This is a genomic window from Methylobacillus draconifructus, from assembly GCF_045984385.1.
Taxonomy (GTDB): Bacteria; Pseudomonadota; Gammaproteobacteria; order Burkholderiales; family Methylophilaceae; genus Methylobacillus; species Methylobacillus flagellatus_A.
This window is the reverse complement of the sequence record NZ_JBJQIJ010000003.1, coordinates 500,296-517,061: the sequence shown is the minus strand read 5'-3', so window position 1 is coordinate 517,061 and position 16,766 is coordinate 500,296. Positions and strand designations below refer to the sequence as shown.

The window sequence follows — 16,766 nt, the reverse complement described above, 5'->3', positions numbered from 1 at the left end:
TACACAATAATATGCTTTGCTGTCAGAGGTTTCAATCCAGCATGTTGGCAATCTCAGCGGCTGACTCACGGTAGTACACCATGAGCATGCGTAAGTCCGTATGCCCCAAAATCCGCGCAAGTACCAAAATCGACACTTTCTTGGAAAGCCTCACTGTAGCCTCAGCGCGCGAATCATGGAAGTGTAGCCCTGTGATGTTGGCCAGCTTCATTGCTTTGCGGAAATTACTGTCTAGCTGACTGGTGGTGATGTTGAAGATGGAGTCGCCTGACATGTCGATGTGGCGCACATGCTCAATGATTTCCAGCGCTCGCGTGGACAGTGGCACCTCGCGTATGCCGGCACGCGTTTTCGATTTTCTCACCTTGGCTACCTTGCCATTGATGTCAGATTCAATCAGGTTGCAGATCTCCTGCGCGCGCATGCCTGTCTCGATTGCAAACAGAAAGGCGGCTGCAGCCCGGCTGATGATGGTAGTAGGTAGCTGGTCTGGAAAGTAGCCTGCCGTATGGCAGATCAGGTCAATCTCTTCCTGCGTGGGGACGCGCTCACGTGGAGGTGATCCTTTGGGCTTGGTGAGGTTTTTCATCGGGTTGTCTGGCAGCCATTCCCATTCCTTCACCGCCACATTCAGGGCATGAGAGAGCAGGGCCCATTCGCGGATTACGCTGCGCGGCGTAATTTCTTTCAATCTACGATCGCGCCAATCGGCAAAGTCCTGTTTGCTGAGTTTGGGTAGGGGGATGTCGGCTATCTTGTCGCGCTTGAATAAGCCGATCCTGATGCGCTCCCAGCGTTCGCCAGCCTTCTGGCTGCTGACTTCATCGCAGTATTTGTCGAGCAGGTCGCCAAATGTCTTGTTGGCGATTTGGGGTTTGTCGCTGGCCAGATCCCGGGAGATATCCACTGCCCAGGCGTTGGCGGCAGCTTTGGTGGTGAAGGTCTTGGATTTGCGCTTGTAGTTGACCATGACCTCTGCGCGCCATGTGCCTTCCTTGGTTTTCCTGATGGATGCCACCTTGGATTCTCCCCGTCATTTTCGCGTAATCACAAGCGTAAAATTGCGTAACGGGATGAACTATAACATGCGAGAACCGCATTAAATAGGACACTTGCTTGGGCATGAAAAAAGGCGCAAAACCGTCGTTTGCGCCTTGATTCTATTGGTTTTATTACTGTTTTTTACCACTGTCCGTGGTGCGAAAGGAGAGACTCGAACTCTCACGCCTCGCGGCGCTGGAACCTAAATCCAGTGCGTCTACCAATTCCGCCACTTTCGCTTACCATTTCGATAGTGTTGGGGCTTAGCCAAGCATCTACGAAGGGAACGGATTATAGCGTAGTTTTTAGCGTGTAGGTAATCAGTAATAGGTTTTCTGTGGAGCTTAGATTCTAGGCGATGCAGCACTCTCGGCTTGTAGTGTTTGTATTTTTAGAAACCTATGCCCCAATGCCGTCAATTTCAGCATAGACACCTTTTCAATTTGCCAGGGATGTTCGCGAGACGTGCTGGTAATAAACCATGGTTGCTTGATGAGGCCTTGCTTATGGGCATATTGCAAACAGACGACCGCGACCTGGAATCTAACCATATCTTGTTGAGTTGTAGGTGTTAATGTGGTTTCCCCATTTTCTATTCTCAATAAAGTTTCCAGAAGCATATCCATGGCTATTCTCTCATTGGTAATCTTTAAAACGCTCGATATCTGAGGGTTGCAAATGGTCATTCGTCTGAATGTACGGCGTTTTTTCAATAGCATTGCAATTGAACGATCAATTTCCAGAGCATGTTACCAATAGTAGGGGAGATTGCTCAGGCTCTGCTATCAGTAGAATTGCCGAGCTTGTGTCGGATTATTCCGACTGTAGAAGATATGGAAGTTGCTAGCCATGTATCGCTAGGCAGGTAGTTAAAGGTCTTTGATTGCGTTTAGGCAGCTATTGTTTAAATACTACGAGAATTTTTGCTAGTCCATAAAACGACAGAATGATGGAATTGTCTTAGACCTGTCACCGCTTTAGTGGGACAATGCCTGCTTATGAATTTACAGTTTTGGTCTAGGGAAGTGCTGAAAGGTAATATTTTAGATGTAGAAACAAAAAAGCACCGCCTGAAATTCAGTAACGGTGCGCTTTTTGATCAATCATTTGGTGCCAGAAGAAAACCAGAATAGTCATCCAGGGTAATCTGATCTAATCCAAAAATATCCTCGTAAAATCCTTTTGTCATAGGGTGTTGTAGAAAATACTGTGCAACGCCATCCAAAATAGTCCAACACAATCCAGCAAGTCTTTGGTATATTTTTCGGTATAGAAATTTCGGTGGTACCCGAACGCTATGCCTAAACTCGCCAAAGGTCTAACAATCAAGCAGATTGATGCTGCCAAGCCAGGAAAGACGCTGGCTGATGGGCGTGGTTTGTCATTGGTTGTTGATGCTGGTGGAAATAAGCGTTGGGTGTTTCGCTATACGCGCCCTGACGGTCGTAGGAACTGGATCGGCTTGGGCTCATATCCTGAAACCTCTTTGCCTGTGGCTAGAGCACTTGCCCAGGATCAGCGAGAGAGGCTTGCTGCTGGAATTGATCCTGCTATCGCAAAGAAAGAAGCCAAGCAGCAACTCAAAGTCAGCGTCCGGGGAACATTCAAGTCAGTGGGTGAGGAGTGGCATGCCCATAAATCGAAAGGCTGGGCCTCAGAGACGGCGCGAAAGGCTAGGGAGGTACTAGATGATTACCTTTACCCTAAAATTGGCCCTAGAGCGATTTCTGAGCTTTCCAGCGCTGATGTCAAACCTGTGCTGCTGTATATCCATGAGCGCGGTCCGAGATTGGCCGTGAAAGCCAGGCAATACGTGAATCAGATTGTTGACTATGCCATTCAGGAAGGCTTGCGTGAGGATGGCAAGCTGCTATCCCTGAAGGGTGTGCTGCCGAAGACAGAGAGGGCGCATTACGCGGCAGTGACCAAGACTAACGACTTGCCCAGCATGTTGGACAAGATCAACGGTATCGATTCTCACAAAATGCGGGTTGCAGTGCAGACCTTGCTATATACCGCTTCACGCCCTGGGGTAGTGGCGGGCATGCTCAAATCAGAACTGGATCTGCAAGCAGGGGAGTGGCACGTATCAGCCAAGCGCATGAAAACAGGCAATGACCATATCACCCCCTTACCCAGGCAGCTAATCCCATTGCTGCAAGAAGCTATTGCCTACAGTGGCAATTCCCCGTTTGTGTTCCCTGGTGAGCGTGACCCAATGGGCAAGCACCTGAACCGGGATAGCATCAGCAAGGCACTGCGAGAGGCTGGCTTGCGTGGTGTGACAGTTTCCCATGGCTTCAGGGCGACATTCAGAACGATTGCTCGTGAGCGCTTGAGGATTGATCCTGACGTGCTGGAGGCCCAAATAGCCCATGCCAAGAAGGATGAGATACAGGCAGCCTATGATCGCGCGCAATTCCTCGAAGAGCGCCACCAGATTATTCAGCGATGGGCAGATTACATTGATGCGGTACAGAGTGGGGCAAAAGTAATCCCTTTGAAAACAGCTTGAGACAGTAGTGTTTCAGATTGAGAGATATTGAAATGTGTAACGTATCAGAGTACAGTTTTAGATGATTAAATCTTTCCGGCATAAAGGGCTGCAAGACTTTTTTGAGAGTGGCAGCAAGAAAGGCATCAGGCCAGATCATGCCGCCAGGCTATCACGGCAATTGAGGCGCTTGGACGAAGCAAAGGCTGCTGCTGATATGAATGTGCCTGGCTGGGGGCTTCATCCCCTTGCAGGCGGTTTACATGGGCATTACGCGGTATCGGTGAATGGCAATTGGCGCATGACCTTTACCTTTGAAGGCGAGCATGCCGTGCTGGTGGATTATCAGGACTATCACTAAAAGGATTTTGGATCATGAGCAGAATGTTTAACCCACCTCACCCAGGGGAAACCTTACGGGAAGATATCTTGCCCGCTTTGGGGCTGACAGTGACAGAGGCAGCGGAGCAGCTAGGGGTTGCCAGGCCATCCCTTTCGCGCGTGCTGAATGGCCGTGCTGCCATCTCCCCTGAAATGGCGCTCAGGCTCGAACAATGGCTGGGCGTGGAGAATGGAGGCAGGGCCGATCTGTGGCTGGCTGAACAGGCCTCTTATGACCTGTGGCAGGCCAGGAGATCGTTCAAGCCCAAGATCAAGCCTGCAATAGCAGCAGCAAAGAGCAACACCGCTGCCTGACGGTATCAGGCATTAGCGGGAAGGCTGGTTAACTGTGAGAGGTCCACCAGCCAACCCTCACCACAACGCAATACTGCAAAGGAGTATCACGCTATGGCTGGCGCCGATTCTAACATTGTCACAGCAATCAGGCCTTCATCATCTCTAAATTCCCAAGATGCTTTAGATAAAGCTCAAATTAAGATTGAGCATATCAAGGGAACGCTAGATTGCTTGTACACCTTGACTTGCAAAACTTCTGATCAAGGTTTTGGGTTATGTGAAGGTTCGTTAAGCGCTGCTCTGGATTTGCTCATATATCAAGTAGCAGAAACACAAAGCCTTTTGAATGAGGTGACTACAGCATGAGCAATAAATCCCCATCAATGGAAACTATTCAAAAAGTAGCAGATGAATGCGAAAGGCTGTCTATCAATATGCTATCCGGCTATCAGATGGTGCGAGCTTTAATTCAGGAGCTTAATCAGCAAAGCGATAGTATTTATCAAGCAGATATTCTCTCTCAGTTCTTGAAGTCGGCGGCACGTGACTTGGAGGATATTACCGAGGTGCTAGCTGGGAAAAAGACAGGGTTTTACGAGCTTGAGTTTGGTTCTGTGCTAGATCAAGAAAAGGAATTGCATCATGGCTAGAAATACATTAACCATTCCAGACAATAAAACCACCGCCTTCATTGATGATGCTAGGGGGGAGATTGCTCTTAAAGCGACATGGGAAATAGAAGCTTTGACCAAAGAATTAATTGAGAGAAGCAAAACCATTGGGGAAGATCATGTGGACTTGTGGCATGAGTCTTTATTCATCAAAGGCGTTTCCATGAGAATCAAGGAGCTAAATAGCATTGTCATTGGTGCTATAGGCGATGGCAGCGAGAGTCCATCTAGATTGCAGCAAAGGCTTGGATAAATTGTACTACCTCACCTAGCTCGACGGGGCGAAAGCCGGGAGCCCTTGCCCGGGGGGCTTGTCTTTGAAAGATTCGTAATGAAATACTCAGAACATGCACCTAATGTATTAGTGAAAAAGTATTCTGAGGTTAGGCGGTTCCCTGGGAAAGTGATTCTGGGAAGGCTTCTTAACGTTGAAGATGAAAATATGAATAAGGCATGGATAGCACTGGGTAAGCATCTGAAATCAGAGAAAGATTGGCTTGAGCTATGGAGTTGGATATGCCATGCAAAGCTTAAAAGCCAGAAAATGCCGCGCGAAAATAGAGAGGATATTAAGAGGGACTTATTGAATCTAAGCGAAAAACTTAACCTGCTGGCTGGAAAAGTTCGTAAAAGTGAAGATTTAGACGTGCCAGCCTATATGCTTCTTGATGACGATGAATTGACTATTCTTGGGATGGAAAAACTTCATAGTCTTCATGTTGTGGATCGAGATAGTCTGGCGCGAAATGTCTTGCATTATTGGCCGAGTGCATCAGGGCTGTTAGAAGGTCTTGCCAAGCTTGCAAAAGATAAAGCCGGTAAGGTAATGAGCAAGACTGGCGCAGTAAGAAAGAGTATAGGAAATCCACAGCAGAGAGAGTTTATTGTTTGTTTGGGTAATTATTTTCTAATGGCACGGAGAGCAGACGGTACCACAATGATTGGTCAACCATTGAATGCACACCTTGCTTCTATTGCTAATGTAGTGTTTCCTGGTGAAGATGCCAGTGAAAGGTCAGTGCGTAGTATTATTGCGACCTTAAAAGGCAAAAATAATTTGGTTTTAACGTCTCACCCTTCATCCTCGTAGAAAACTACGATGCACTCCATGCAGTACCGCATTAGACACAAACAAGCGGGACTGGGTTACTTAAGTAAAGGAAACCAGCATGGAAATTGCATCAATCACCTCTCCTCAGTTTTATCGCATTACTGATCTCAAGTCCCGCCTTGGTATTTCAAGTTCCAGCATTTGGGCTTGGGTTAAGAAAGGCACATTTCCAAAACCCATCAAGCTAGGCAAAAACATCACTGCCTGGAAAGCCTCAGATGTGGAAGCCTGGGCGCAAGCTAGGATTAAAGCTAGCCAGGGTAAGGAGGCCGCCTAATCATGGACAATAAAAAAGGCCACCCGAAGGCAGCCCCAAACCGTACCCACCAGCATAACGATAATTCGGCAGAATCTCAACGCGTAAGGCTGGCAATAGCTCTACGAGAGCATGGCTCAATCACCACTATAGAAGCTCGGCGCGATCTGGATATCATGATGCCTGCTGCACGCATTCTTGAGCTGCGGGAACGTGGTTGCAAGATAGATACCGTCTGGACCAACGACACTACCGAGCAAGGCAAGCAGCATCGTGTAGCCCGTTACGTATGGAGGGCAGCAGCATGAACCACCAGCCATTAATCCATATTCAGGTTAAATCTGAACCTCGCATTGATAGCCGCTTGATTGCCGATAGCCTGGGAGTGAAACATCAGAACACCTATGAGTTAATCAAGGACTACAAAAGCGACTTTGAGCAATTGGGAATAATCCGGTTTCAAACCGGAGAAATCAAAGGGAGAGGTCAGCCAGGACGCTATGCCATGCTCAACGAAGATCAAGCCTATCTCTTGCTCACCTATAGCCGTAATACTGCCAAGGTGCGCGCGCTCAAGGTCAAGCTGGTCCAGGCATTCCGCGATGCCCGTAAAGCCTTGGAAAGCCATCAAACCGAGTACCTACCAGGCTATCACGCCATGCACGATGAACTAGCTCACCTTGATGCCAACAGCCGCCATATCCACATGAACTTCAACAGGCTAGTGAACAAGGCGGTAGGGATTGGCGCCGGTGAGCGTAATTCTTTGCCATTCCCACACAAGAGCATGTTGGTGGCTGCCCAATTCATTGCGGCCAGTGCAGTCCATAGTGCCAGCAACGGGAAGGACGCCTATCAGAAAGCCAAGGACGCATTGCGGGCACTAATTCCACCAGCAGCAAGACTTGCTATGCAGGAGGGGAAATAATGCATGAGGAAGCCACAATCGAAGCATCAGCGGGACGGTGGAAGGTTTCTAGCGCTGCCTCACGTAGTCATGGAGTCAGAGGCTTTCAAATCTCTTACTGGCCAACAAGTGAAATTACTCTTGGATATAGCTATGCAGCTATCAGCAGGCAATGCCAACAATGGCCGCTTACAGGCTTCATGGCGCTATCTTTCAGAGGATCGTGGCTGGACCTCAAAAGATACAGTACGTCGCTCTTTGGATGTGCTGATAGAGCGAGGCCTTATCTTTTGCACTCGGCAAGGGAAGTTTCCGAGCACTACCAGCCTGTACGCAGTAACTTGGGCGCCATTACATCACACTCAAGACATGGATTGCGGCCCTCAATCTTTGCCAAGGGGATCATACAGTCACTGGTCAGTAAAAATTACCCCCTCTTGCCCGAAAACCGTACTTACAGACATCGCTACAGGCCCGATTTCCGTACAAGAGGCGTGATTCCTAGGCCCGAAAACCGTACTTGTAGAGCGAAAAAATGGCCTCTCTCTTGTACGGAAATCGTACACCTTCTAGATATACCATCTACAGTAGGTTTATTTGGGTGTTCTAGAGGGATGAAACTAGTTAAATCACACTGGGCGGCATGGCTAATACTCAGGTGGCTCAGACAAGCAATACGCCGTGGGAGCAAATCCAATGACAAGTGATGCTAATAGCCTCATCCCTGTAACCTCTGCTGAAAGACAACGCAGACGGCGGGCACGTTTACCACGCCGGATAGATTATTATCCCAGTGAGGAGGCATTGGCCAGGATTGAGGCAATGCAGCAGGAACAATATCAAAAGGCTGGTGGCATATGGAATGTTAGCACCACGCTATCAGCCGTCATCAACCTGATGATTATCTCGTCACCGGAATAGCCCTACCAATACGCGCGCGATAGTTGACGTCTAAAGCTGGGTAGAGGCACCGGAAATAATACAGTCCATAAAAAGGCTGTTGAAGAATGTTGAGGCTGTTAGCTTTTGCTAGTCTCTGCGGCTCGGGCATGATGTAGCGTTACATAACCGTTACCCATTTGCTACAGAACCGTTCTTTAACCCTGGTTGTAGTTGGCTCTCGATTTATCGGAAGTCATACGTGAGAGAGTTTCGTACCACCGATAGGACGATTAAATCAGGGTCATTATGCGAGAGGAATTTCTTGACTCGGAAAAAGTGGGAGTTTTCGGACTCGGTAAAAAGGCCGGGGTGATCTGGGTTTTATACTGCAGGAGAGTTGGGCAGAGATTGTCTTAGACCTGTAATGGTTTTAGTGGGACAATGCCTGCTATGAGATTACAGTTTTGGTCTAGGGAAGTGCTGGAAGGTATAGTTTTAGGTATAGAAACAAAAAAGCACCGCCTGAAATTCAGTAACGGTGCGCCTTTTGATCAATCATTTGGTGCCCAGAAGAGGACTCGAACCTCCACAGTGTTTCCACCACTAGGACCTGAACCTAGCGCGTCTACCAATTCCGCCATCTGGGCATCGAATATCGATGAGCCGCGCATTTTATAGGAAAGCTATACTTTGTCAACGAAAAAAAATCAGATTAGAAAAACAAATATGGAAAAAGCCGCTCCCCAGCGCAAGTCCAGAGCCCCCAGGGCGAATGATCCTTATGCCGAGCGTGAGCTGGCGAAATATGCCAACCCCTTGCCCAGCCGAGAGTTTATCTTATCGGTGATGGAGGAGCAGGGTGTTCCTGTGACGGTGGAGCAGCTCTATCAGTTGGTCGGCATCAAGAAATCCGAACAGGAAATTTTTGCGCGCCGTTTAGGGGCGATGGAGCGCGATGGTCAGATTATCCAGAACCGCAAGGGCGCCTTGTGTATTGCGGAAAAGGTCAATCTTCTTCCGGGGAAGGTGCAGGGGCACCCTGATGGGTTTGGCTTCTTCATTCCCGATGGCGGGGGCGACGACTTGTTTCTTTCTCCGCGTGAGATGTCGCAGGTGATGCATGGCGACCGCGTCATGGTGCGTCCCGCCGGGACGGACAGAAGGGGCAGGCCGGAGGGGCGGATTGTCGAGGTGCTGGAGCGCTCGACCAAGACGCTGGTCGGTCGTGTGATCAGCAGCCATGGGGTGACCATCGTTGCGGCAGAGGATAAGCGCGTGAACCAGGATATCCTGATTCCCTACCACCTCGACATGGGGGCGAAGGACGGCCAGGTGGTGACGGTGGAGCTGACCGAGCAGCCATCGCCGCATGCCAAGCCGGTAGGCAAGGTGATTGAGGTGCTTGGCAATTATGCCGATTCAGGGATGGAAATCGAGATTGCCCTGCGCAAGCACCATCTGCCGTATGAGTTTTCCGAGGCTGCGCTCAAGCAGGCGCAGAAGTATCCCAAGCAGGTACGTGCCGTTGATTGGAAGGGGCGTATCGACTTGCGCGAATTACCTCTGGTCACGATTGATGGTGAAACTGCGCGCGACTTTGATGATGCGGTCTACTGTGAACCTCAGGGAACGGGATGGCGGCTGGTGGTGGCGATCGCGGATGTCAGTTTTTACGTCAGGCCGGGCGACGGTCTCGATAAGGATGCGTATGAGCGAGGCAATTCCGTTTATTTCCCGCGACGTGTGATTCCCATGCTGCCGGAAGCCTTGTCCAATGGGCTTTGCTCGCTTAACCCCGACGTGGATCGGCTTTGCATGATTTGCGACATGCAGATAAGCAATACGGGAAGCATCAAGCAATACAAATTTTATCCTTCCGTCATGCGCTCCAAGGCGCGGATGACGTACACCAAAGTGTTTGACATGATCAGCAACCCGAAGGGCGAGGTTGCGCGCGAATATGACTGGCTGGTGCCGCATGTGCAGCATTTATATAAGTTGTACAAGGTCATGCTGGCGGCGCGCGAGAAGCGCGGCGCGATCGAGTTCGAAAGCAATGAAACCCTGATGGTGTTCAACGACAACGGCAAGATCGAGCGCATCGAGGCTACTTCGCGCAATGAGGCGCATCGCCTGATAGAGGAGTGCATGCTGGCCGCCAATGTGTGTGCCGCGGATTTTCTCGGCAAGCGGGAGCATCCTGCCTTGTATCGTATCCATGACGGCCCGACCGAGGAAAAGCTGGAAGCCTTGCGTACCTTCATGGGCGAGTTCGGCTTTACCCTGGGCGGCGGCGATACCCCGCATGCCAAAGACTATGGAAAATTGCTGGCCCAGATCAAGGGGCGCCCCGACGAGCAGCTGTTGCAAACCGTATTGCTGCGCTCCATGCAACAGGCGGTGTACAGCCCTGACAATATCGGCCATTTCGGCCTGGCGTATGAGGCCTATGCGCACTTTACCTCGCCAATCCGCCGTTATCCCGACCTGCTCATCCATCGCGCCATCAAGGCGGCGCTGAATGGTGAAACATACAAGGCGGGAGACTGGCAGGAGCTGGGCAAGCATTGCTCCATGACCGAGCGGCGCGCCGATGATGCGACACGGGACGTCGAAGCTTGGCTCAAGTGCTACTACATGCAGGACAAGATCGGCGAGGAGTTCGACGGCACTGTGGCAGGGGTCACCAGCTTCGGGCTGTTCGTGGCCCTGGACGGTGTCTATGTGGAAGGCCTGCTTCATGTGACCGAGCTGGGGAACGACTATTTCAATTACGACAAGATCAGGCATGAGATGCTGGGCGAGAGGACCGGCGTCCGCTTCCGATTGGGAGACAGGCTGCGCGTCAAGGTGAACCGCGTGGACCTTGAAACCAGCCGCGTGGACTTCGGATTAGTTGCCAGGGAGGACCAAATACAGGCATCATCCGCCCCCGACGCTCCCAAGGAATCGTTCAGGCGCCGCCGCGGCAAGCCGGTTGCGGCAACGGAGGCTATGAAGGCAGCGACGCAACCCGTGGCGGAAAAACCTAAACGCCGCCAGCCTGCCGCTGCCAAAGCAGCAGCGCCGCTGATCGAGGCGTTGGTGCAGGAGGTAGTGAGCAAGCCCAAGGCGCGCAAGGCGGCTGCAAAACCAGCGGTGAAAAAGGCAAGGACGAAACCGCCTCGCGCAAGCAGCGGCAAATCCCGCGCCAAAGTGACAACCAAGAAGAAAGCTAGTTGATTGAATGAGTGATGCACGTATTTTGTTTGGCTTTCATGCTGTATTGAGCCGTTTGCGCCAGCATGGGACGAGCATTCAGGAAATCCTGATCGACAAGGACAGGGTGGATGCGAGGATGAAGGATTTATTGCATATGGCAGAAAATGCCAATGTGCGGGTGATGCAGGTGGAACGGGCCCGCCTTGATGGGATAGCAGGCGGCAATGCCCGGCATCAAGGCGTGATTGCGCGGGTGGTGGATACGCCCATTCCTTACAAGGATATCCACGACATTCTGGAGTCCGACCTCAAGGAGCCGCCATTCTTTCTGGTATTGGATGGAGTGGAAGACCCGCATAACCTTGGTGCCTGCCTGCGGGTGGCGGATGCGATGGGGGTGCATGCGGTGATCGCGCCCAAGGACCGCGCTGCCGGCTTGAATGCCACAGTGCGCAAGGTCGCTTGCGGCGCGGCGGAAACCGTGCCGTTTATCGCGGTGACCAACTTGGCGCGCACCTTACGCGAACTCCAGGAAGCAGGGGTGTTTATTGTCGGGGCTGCAGCAGAAGCCAATGCAGACTTGCCATCTACTGACTTGTCAGGCCCTTTGGCATTGGTGCTGGGAGCGGAGGGTACAGGCCTGCGCAGACTGACCCAGGAAACCTGCGACAGCTTGATCAGCATTCCGATGTTCGGTTCGGTCGAGAGCCTGAATGTCTCGGTGGCTAGCGGCATCTGCCTGTATGAGGCGCGCAGGCAACGTAGTCTGCAGCAAGGTTGACCAAGCCCGCCATTGGCGGGTTTTTTATGAGAGTATCAATTTATTTTGCCTAAGGCATGAAATGTCGCGAACCTGTCACCATGCATGTCAATACTTGGTGAGTTAAGTGCCTGGTTTTTGCAGGGTAAATACGTGGTAAATATTGCGCCCCAGCTTTATTTTAAGCCGCTAAAATGTTATTTTATCGGTCTTTCCGTAGTTGTTTTTATCAAATAATTATCTTTGGAGTCATCATGGCTGTTGAACGTACCCTATCCATTATCAAACCCGATGCAGTTGCCAAGAACGTGATCGGCAAGATCTACACCCGTTTTGAAGATGCCGGCCTCAAGATCATCGCTTCCAAGCTGGTGCAACTGTCTCAGGCTGATGCTGAGGGTTTCTACGCTGTTCACAAGGAGCGTCCTTTCTTTAACGACCTGGTCAAGTTCATGATCTCCGGGCCCGTCGTCGTGCAAGTGCTGGAAGGCGAGAACGCCGTGCTCAAGCACCGTGAGCTGATGGGCGCTACCGACCCGAAGAAGGCCGAGCCAGGCACTATCCGCGCCGATTTTGCCGACAGCATCGACGCCAACGCCGTGCACGGTTCCGACTCCCTGGAAAACGCTGCGAACGAAATTGCGTATTTCTTCGCACAGTCCAACGTTTACAGCCGCTAAGGTATAGCGCATGACGGTCAATCTCCTCAATCTCAACCAGGCAGCGCTCGCCGAATACTTCCAGAGTATTGGCGAGAAGCCGTTTCGCGCCAAACAGATGATGCGCTGGATGCATCATTTTGGCGTGAACGAGTTCGGGGAGATGACCGATATTGCCAAGGCGTTGCGTGAAAAGCTCGCCAAGGAGGCCGTGATTACGCCTCCGTCAGTCCATCTCGAGCAAATATCGGAAGACGGTACGCGCAAGTGGTTGATTGACGTAGGCGCAGGCAATGGCGTCGAAACCGTGTTCATCCCCGAAGACGAGCGCGGCACGTTGTGCGTTTCCTCGCAGGTGGGATGCGCGCTGGATTGCACATTCTGCTCGACAGGGCGCCAAGGTTTCAACCGCAACCTCAGCGTATCCGAGATCATCGGGCAGCTATGGGTGGCAAACAAGGCGCTTGGGCGCGACCCCAAAGGGGAGCGCATCATCAGCAATGTGGTGATGATGGGCATGGGCGAGCCGCTTGCCAATTTCGATAATGTGGTGACGGCCATGAGCATCATGCTGGACGACTCGGCCTACGGCTTGAGCCGCCGCCGCGTGACCTTGTCCACCTCGGGTATGGTGCCGGCGATGGACAGGTTGCGCGAGGAGTGCCCTGTGGCGCTGGCCGTTTCCCTACATGCTCCCAATGACGCATTGCGTGACGAGATCGTGCCGATCAACCGCAAGTACCCGATTGCACAACTGATGGCGGCTTGCCAGCGCTACCTGGAAAAAGCGCCGCGCGATTTCGTCACCTTCGAATATGTGATGCTGGATGGCGTCAACGATACGGTCGAGCATGCCAAGCAGTTGCTGGATATCGTCAAGGACGTGCCATGCAAGTTCAACCTGATTCCGTTCAATCCGTTCCCCAATAGCGGCTATGGCACTTCCAAGCCGGACAATATCCGCCGCTTCCGCGATATTCTCATGCAGGCGGGCTATATTGTCACGACACGCAAGACGCGCGGCGAGGATATCGACGCAGCCTGCGGCCAGCTGGCCGGTAAGGTGCACGACAAGACCAAGCGCTCGTTGCGCCGCATCAAGGTGGAGGCCATTGCGTGAGGAAATGCCTGGTGATGGCCGCCGGGTTGCTGCTTGTTGCATGTGCTGCCACTGAAACCAAGCAGGATACCGAGGCAAGCCGCGAGCGTGCCCGTGTGCATACCGAGCTGGGTGCGGGTTATTATGCCCAGAACCAGATTGCGGTAGCACTGGAGGAGTTCGAGCTTGCTGCGCAGATCAATCCTTTCTATGCCCCTGCGTACAACGGTCTGGGCCTGGTCTACGGCACCCTGCGGGAGGACGAGAAGGCCGACACGGCATTCCGCAAGGCATTGCAGTTGGATCCGAAAAGCTCGGAGACCCGCAACAATTACGGCAGCTTTCTCTGCGCGCGCAACCGTATCGACGAATCCATTACCCAGTTTACCGAAGCGGTAAAGAACCCGCTCTACGTCACGCCAGGCGTGGCCTACATGAACGCCGGCACCTGCCTGTTGCGCAAGAAGGATATCAAGCAGGCCGAGCTTTATTTGCAACATGCCTTGCAACTGCAGCCGCAATTGTTCCAGGCCGGCTATCAATTGGCGGTGATTGCCCACAGCCGGGGAGAATACGAGGCTGCGCGCAATTACTTAAATCCGGCATTGCAAAGCAATAGCCCCACCGCCGATATGCTATGGTTGGGCATCAAGCTCGCACGTGAAGCCGGGGACCGTGACAGCGAAGCCAGCTATGCCTTACAGCTGAGGAGGAAGTTCCCCAACTCCGAGCAGACAAAACAATTATTGTCAGGACAGTAATAATGAGCGAGCAAAATTCTCCTGAACAGGAATTACAAGCAGCGCCATCCTATATCGACCGTATCGGGCCAGCCTTGGTCGCCGCGCGGGAAAACCTTGCCCTGGGGGCCGAGGATATTGCAAACCGCCTGCGCCTGAGCCTGCGCCAGGTGCAGGCGCTGGAAAATGACGATTTCGCTGTGCTGCCAGAAGCTGTGATCACGCGAGGCTTCATCCGTAACTACGCGCGCCTGGTCAATATCGACGCGGCTCCTTTATTGCGCGTCTACAGTCAATATGTGCCCGTGCAGGATAGCCAGGCGATCAGCATTCCCTCGGCCAATATCGTCATTTCCGGCGAGGCCGGCACCTCATGGCGGCCCTACGTCTGGTTTGGGATACTGCTTGTCGTGTTACTGGCGGGCTGGGTGCTCTACGTCGACTTCTTCCAGAAGCATGATCCTAGCGCTGGATTGCCGGAAGCGCCTGTTGCTGAAATGCTGGGCAACGAGGACGTAGCTTCTGACGAGCGTGTAGTGGAAAACCTTGCCGTGCCTGATCCTGTACCGCCAACCTCGCCAGAAGCGCCTGCAGCGCCGCTGCAACCTGTGCCCGCGCCGTCTACTGGGGCACAACAATCCCAGGCAGAATCATCGGCTCCTACAACCCCGCCTGCTCCGGCTCCGCAGACAGCAGCGAGTGAGAATGCCCAAGCTCAGCCAGCCGCAGGGGAAGCACGCCTCAAGTTTTCAGTCAATGAAGCAACCTGGATCAGCATTGCGGATGGCAGCGGCAAGCAAATCGTGAACAAGACCTTGGCCGCCAACAGCGAGGAAGTCATTGCTGGCAGGCCGCCGTTCAGGATCGTGATCGGCAATACCGCTGGTACCAAGCTTGAATACAATAACCAGCCTGTTGATCTTGTCCCTTATACCAAGGTCAACGTGGCCCGCTTGACACTGGAGTAGCGTCTTGGGATATCAAACTCTCAGTCGGCGTACCACCAAGACAGTGATGATCGGTCATGTCCCGGTGGGCAGTAGTGCCCCGGTGGTGGTGCAGTCCATGACCAATACCGATACCGCTGATGCCGCAGCCACGGTGCAGCAGGTGCATGAGCTCTGGCGCGCGGGCTCGGAGGTCGTGCGCATTACCGTAAATTCGCCGGAGGCCGCCGCGCAGGTGGGCGCGATCCGGCGACAGCTTGACGATATGGGCTGTAATGTTCCGCTGGTGGGCGATTTCCACTTCAATGGCCACCGCTTGCTGGCGCAGTATCCCGATTGCGCGGAAGCGCTGGCAAAATACCGCATCAACCCGGGCAATGTGGGCAAGGGCTCCAAGCGCGATGAGCAGTTTTCCTCCATGATCAAGGCGGCGATCGACTACAACAAGCCTGTGCGCATCGGCGTCAACTGGGGCAGCCTGGACCAGGCCAAGATGGCGCGCATGATGGATGAAAACTCAAAGCGTGCCGCGCCATTGACGGCGGATGCCCTGATGCGCGAGATGCTGATCCAGTCGGCGCTGGAGAATGCGGCAGAGGCGGAAGACCTGGGATTGCCCAGCGACCGTATCATCATTTCCTGCAAGGTAAGCGCCGTGCAGGACCTGATCAAGGTATACCGCGACCTAGGCAGCCGCTGCGATTATCCCCTGCACCTCGGGTTGACGGAGGCGGGGATGGGTTCCAAGGGGATTGTGGCGTCCACTGCCGCCTTGTCTGTACTGTTGCAAGATGGAATAGGAGATACCATTCGGGTGTCGCTCACCCCGGAACCGGGCGAGCCACGTACCAAGGAGGTGGTGGTGGCGCAAGAGATCCTGCAGACCATGGGCATACGTTCATTCACCCCATTGGTGACCGCTTGCCCCGGATGCGGGCGGACGACTTCCACGTTTTTCCAGGAGTTGGCGCAGAAAATTCAACGTTACCTGCGTGACCAAATGCCGGTCTGGCGCAGCCAGTATCCCGGAGTGGAGAACATGAGCGTGGCCGTGATGGGTTGCGTCGTCAACGGCCCCGGCGAATCCAAGCTCGCGAACATCGGCATCAGCCTGCCGGGAACAGGGGAAGTGCCTGTCGCCCCCGTCTATGTCGACGGCGAGAAAACCGTGACCCTCAAGGGCGAGGGCATCGCCGACGACTTCAAGGTGATCGTGGAAGAATACGTGCGCGTCAATTATGCCGAGGGCGGGCGCTTGCGCCAGCAGGAATCGAGCAAAGGCCTGAAAACCATTCCGCTCAAGGCAATCTAGAAAATAAG

Annotated in this window: 21 protein-coding genes and 2 tRNA genes; 19 read left to right on the top strand and 4 right to left on the bottom strand. The window is 52.8% G+C overall.

Annotated elements, in window-relative coordinates; translation table 11 throughout:
- Positions 1-31 precede the first annotated feature (31 nt).
- The 3 genes from ACKF11_RS08800 to ACKF11_RS08790 all read right to left on the bottom strand — a co-directional run bounded on the left by ACKF11_RS08800 (position 32) and on the right by ACKF11_RS08790 (position 1,667).
- Positions 32-1,018, bottom strand: a complete 987-nt coding sequence (locus ACKF11_RS08800) for a tyrosine-type recombinase/integrase (protein ID WP_407996748.1) — start codon at positions 1,016-1,018, stop codon at positions 32-34.
- A 177-nt stretch (positions 1,019-1,195) separates the two neighbouring features.
- Positions 1,196-1,280 (bottom strand) — tRNA-Leu (locus ACKF11_RS08795).
- 105 nt (positions 1,281-1,385) lie between these two features.
- Positions 1,386-1,667, bottom strand: coding sequence for a hypothetical protein (locus ACKF11_RS08790; protein WP_407996747.1), 282 nt, complete (start codon positions 1,665-1,667; stop codon positions 1,386-1,388).
- Positions 1,668-2,039: 372 nt separating this feature from the next.
- On the opposite strand from ACKF11_RS08790, the gene ACKF11_RS08785 reads away from it, so the two are divergent.
- The 12 genes from ACKF11_RS08785 to ACKF11_RS08730 all read left to right on the top strand — a co-directional run bounded on the left by ACKF11_RS08785 (position 2,040) and on the right by ACKF11_RS08730 (position 8,079).
- Complete coding sequence (locus ACKF11_RS08785; protein ID WP_407996746.1) at positions 2,040-2,174, top strand: hypothetical protein; 135 nt, start codon at positions 2,040-2,042, stop codon at positions 2,172-2,174.
- A 164-nt stretch (positions 2,175-2,338) separates the two neighbouring features.
- On the top strand, positions 2,339-3,556 hold the full coding sequence (locus ACKF11_RS08780) for a tyrosine-type recombinase/integrase (protein WP_407996745.1): 1,218 nt from the start codon (positions 2,339-2,341) through the stop codon (positions 3,554-3,556).
- A 61-nt stretch (positions 3,557-3,617) separates the two neighbouring features.
- Positions 3,618-3,896, top strand: a complete 279-nt coding sequence (locus tag ACKF11_RS08775) for a type II toxin-antitoxin system RelE/ParE family toxin (RefSeq protein WP_309565444.1) — start codon at positions 3,618-3,620, stop codon at positions 3,894-3,896.
- Positions 3,897-3,910: 14 nt separating this feature from the next.
- Positions 3,911-4,231, top strand: a complete 321-nt coding sequence (locus tag ACKF11_RS08770; protein WP_407993563.1) for a HigA family addiction module antitoxin — start codon at positions 3,911-3,913, stop codon at positions 4,229-4,231.
- A gap of 93 nt (positions 4,232-4,324) precedes the next feature.
- A complete protein-coding gene (locus ACKF11_RS08765) occupies positions 4,325-4,579 on the top strand; it encodes a hypothetical protein (protein ID WP_407996744.1) in 255 nt (84 codons plus the stop codon).
- Entirely contained in the window at positions 4,576-4,863 is a 288-nt protein-coding gene (locus ACKF11_RS08760; RefSeq protein WP_407996743.1) for a hypothetical protein, read from the top strand. Before ACKF11_RS08765 ends, ACKF11_RS08760 begins: the two co-directional genes overlap by 4 nt.
- A complete protein-coding gene (locus ACKF11_RS08755; RefSeq protein ID WP_407996742.1) occupies positions 4,856-5,137 on the top strand; it encodes a hypothetical protein in 282 nt (93 codons plus the stop codon). Before ACKF11_RS08760 ends, ACKF11_RS08755 begins: the two co-directional genes overlap by 8 nt.
- A 78-nt stretch (positions 5,138-5,215) precedes the next feature.
- Positions 5,216-5,974 (top strand): hypothetical protein, encoded by a 759-nt coding sequence (locus ACKF11_RS08750; protein WP_407996741.1) that lies wholly within the window; start codon positions 5,216-5,218, stop codon positions 5,972-5,974.
- 79 nt (positions 5,975-6,053) lie between these two features.
- Complete coding sequence (locus ACKF11_RS08745; protein ID WP_407996740.1) at positions 6,054-6,272, top strand: helix-turn-helix transcriptional regulator; 219 nt, start codon at positions 6,054-6,056, stop codon at positions 6,270-6,272.
- A gap of 2 nt (positions 6,273-6,274) precedes the next feature.
- The gene (locus ACKF11_RS08740; protein WP_407996739.1) at positions 6,275-6,559 is read left to right on the top strand and encodes a helix-turn-helix domain-containing protein; all 285 of its coding nucleotides are present in this window, start codon (positions 6,275-6,277) and stop codon (positions 6,557-6,559) included.
- On the top strand, positions 6,556-7,179 hold the full coding sequence (locus tag ACKF11_RS08735; RefSeq protein WP_407996738.1) for a Rha family transcriptional regulator: 624 nt from the start codon (positions 6,556-6,558) through the stop codon (positions 7,177-7,179). Before ACKF11_RS08740 ends, ACKF11_RS08735 begins: the two co-directional genes overlap by 4 nt.
- 675 nt (positions 7,180-7,854) lie before the next feature.
- A complete protein-coding gene (locus tag ACKF11_RS08730; protein ID WP_407996737.1) occupies positions 7,855-8,079 on the top strand; it encodes a hypothetical protein in 225 nt (74 codons plus the stop codon).
- 521 nt (positions 8,080-8,600) lie between these two features.
- Here ACKF11_RS08730 and ACKF11_RS08725 read toward each other — a convergent pair.
- A tRNA-Leu gene (locus ACKF11_RS08725) sits at positions 8,601-8,687 on the bottom strand.
- 79 nt (positions 8,688-8,766) lie between these two features.
- On the opposite strand from ACKF11_RS08725, the gene rnr reads away from it, so the two are divergent.
- The 7 genes from rnr to ispG all read left to right on the top strand — a co-directional run bounded on the left by rnr (position 8,767) and on the right by ispG (position 16,758).
- Complete coding sequence (rnr, locus tag ACKF11_RS08720) at positions 8,767-11,262, top strand: ribonuclease R (RefSeq protein ID WP_407996736.1); 2,496 nt, start codon at positions 8,767-8,769, stop codon at positions 11,260-11,262.
- Between the two features lie 4 nt (positions 11,263-11,266).
- Positions 11,267-12,022, top strand: coding sequence for a 23S rRNA (guanosine(2251)-2'-O)-methyltransferase RlmB (gene rlmB, locus ACKF11_RS08715; RefSeq protein ID WP_407996735.1), 756 nt, complete (start codon positions 11,267-11,269; stop codon positions 12,020-12,022).
- 233 nt (positions 12,023-12,255) lie between these two features.
- Positions 12,256-12,681, top strand: a complete 426-nt coding sequence (gene ndk, locus ACKF11_RS08710; RefSeq protein WP_309565433.1) for a nucleoside-diphosphate kinase — start codon at positions 12,256-12,258, stop codon at positions 12,679-12,681.
- 10 nt (positions 12,682-12,691) lie between these two features.
- On the top strand, positions 12,692-13,780 hold the full coding sequence (gene rlmN / locus ACKF11_RS08705) for a dual-specificity RNA methyltransferase RlmN (protein ID WP_407996734.1): 1,089 nt from the start codon (positions 12,692-12,694) through the stop codon (positions 13,778-13,780).
- The gene (pilW, locus tag ACKF11_RS08700) at positions 13,777-14,520 is read left to right on the top strand and encodes a type IV pilus biogenesis/stability protein PilW (RefSeq protein ID WP_407996733.1); all 744 of its coding nucleotides are present in this window, start codon (positions 13,777-13,779) and stop codon (positions 14,518-14,520) included. The genes rlmN and pilW overlap by 4 nt, the downstream gene beginning before the upstream one ends.
- 2 nt (positions 14,521-14,522) lie before the next feature.
- Entirely contained in the window at positions 14,523-15,467 is a 945-nt protein-coding gene (locus ACKF11_RS08695) for a helix-turn-helix domain-containing protein (RefSeq protein WP_407996732.1), read from the top strand.
- Between the two features lie 4 nt (positions 15,468-15,471).
- Entirely contained in the window at positions 15,472-16,758 is a 1,287-nt protein-coding gene (gene ispG, locus ACKF11_RS08690) for a flavodoxin-dependent (E)-4-hydroxy-3-methylbut-2-enyl-diphosphate synthase (RefSeq protein ID WP_407994990.1), read from the top strand.
- Positions 16,759-16,766 lie beyond the last annotated feature (8 nt).

Coding starts and splice junctions, on each gene's coding strand:
- ACKF11_RS08790 (WP_407996747.1), bottom strand. CDS start 1,667: ATGGATATGCTTCTGGAAACTTTATTGAGAATAGAAAATGGGGAAACC.
- ACKF11_RS08785 (WP_407996746.1), top strand. CDS start 2,040: ATGAATTTACAGTTTTGGTCTAGGGAAGTGCTGAAAGGTAATATTTTA.
- ACKF11_RS08780 (WP_407996745.1), top strand. CDS start 2,339: ATGCCTAAACTCGCCAAAGGTCTAACAATCAAGCAGATTGATGCTGCC.
- ACKF11_RS08775 (WP_309565444.1), top strand. CDS start 3,618: ATGATTAAATCTTTCCGGCATAAAGGGCTGCAAGACTTTTTTGAGAGT.
- ACKF11_RS08770 (WP_407993563.1), top strand. CDS start 3,911: ATGAGCAGAATGTTTAACCCACCTCACCCAGGGGAAACCTTACGGGAA.
- ACKF11_RS08765 (WP_407996744.1), top strand. CDS start 4,325: ATGGCTGGCGCCGATTCTAACATTGTCACAGCAATCAGGCCTTCATCA.
- ACKF11_RS08760 (WP_407996743.1), top strand. CDS start 4,576: ATGAGCAATAAATCCCCATCAATGGAAACTATTCAAAAAGTAGCAGAT.
- ACKF11_RS08755 (WP_407996742.1), top strand. CDS start 4,856: ATGGCTAGAAATACATTAACCATTCCAGACAATAAAACCACCGCCTTC.
- ACKF11_RS08750 (WP_407996741.1), top strand. CDS start 5,216: ATGAAATACTCAGAACATGCACCTAATGTATTAGTGAAAAAGTATTCT.
- ACKF11_RS08745 (WP_407996740.1), top strand. CDS start 6,054: ATGGAAATTGCATCAATCACCTCTCCTCAGTTTTATCGCATTACTGAT.
- ACKF11_RS08740 (WP_407996739.1), top strand. CDS start 6,275: ATGGACAATAAAAAAGGCCACCCGAAGGCAGCCCCAAACCGTACCCAC.
- ACKF11_RS08735 (WP_407996738.1), top strand. CDS start 6,556: ATGAACCACCAGCCATTAATCCATATTCAGGTTAAATCTGAACCTCGC.
- ACKF11_RS08730 (WP_407996737.1), top strand. CDS start 7,855: ATGACAAGTGATGCTAATAGCCTCATCCCTGTAACCTCTGCTGAAAGA.
- rnr (WP_407996736.1), top strand. CDS start 8,767: ATGGAAAAAGCCGCTCCCCAGCGCAAGTCCAGAGCCCCCAGGGCGAAT.
- rlmB (WP_407996735.1), top strand. CDS start 11,267: ATGAGTGATGCACGTATTTTGTTTGGCTTTCATGCTGTATTGAGCCGT.
- ndk (WP_309565433.1), top strand. CDS start 12,256: ATGGCTGTTGAACGTACCCTATCCATTATCAAACCCGATGCAGTTGCC.
- rlmN (WP_407996734.1), top strand. CDS start 12,692: ATGACGGTCAATCTCCTCAATCTCAACCAGGCAGCGCTCGCCGAATAC.
- ACKF11_RS08695 (WP_407996732.1), top strand. CDS start 14,523: ATGAGCGAGCAAAATTCTCCTGAACAGGAATTACAAGCAGCGCCATCC.